Origin of the sequence: Xenorhabdus bharatensis, from assembly GCF_037996705.1 — a bacterium.
GTDB classification, from domain to species: Bacteria; Pseudomonadota; Gammaproteobacteria; order Enterobacterales; family Enterobacteriaceae; genus Xenorhabdus; species Xenorhabdus bharatensis.
This window is the reverse complement of the sequence record NZ_JBBMXG010000123.1, coordinates 1-223: the sequence shown is the minus strand read 5'-3', so window position 1 is coordinate 223 and position 223 is coordinate 1. Positions and strand designations below refer to the sequence as shown.

At 50.2% G+C, this 223-nt stretch carries 1 pseudogene; it reads left to right on the top strand.

The annotated features are described in order from the left end of the window. Positions 1-223, top strand: a pseudogene (locus tag AAC855_RS21510) (transposase); the annotation flags it as partial.

Below are 223 nucleotides of genomic sequence, written 5' to 3'. Positions count from 1 at the left end.
ACAGCAACAGTTTATTGAGCGCTACAACGCGCTGAAAGCGGAATGTGGGCAAAATGAGCCGATTTTGTTTATTGATGCTGTGCATCCTACCCAATCTACAAAATTAAGTTAGGGCTGGATGAAGCGTGGAAGGACGCAGGTTAAAGTGGTCGAAACCACCGGCAGCCGCACCCGCCTCAACATTATGGGCGCCCTCAATTTGCAACGGATTGAAGCGACGGTG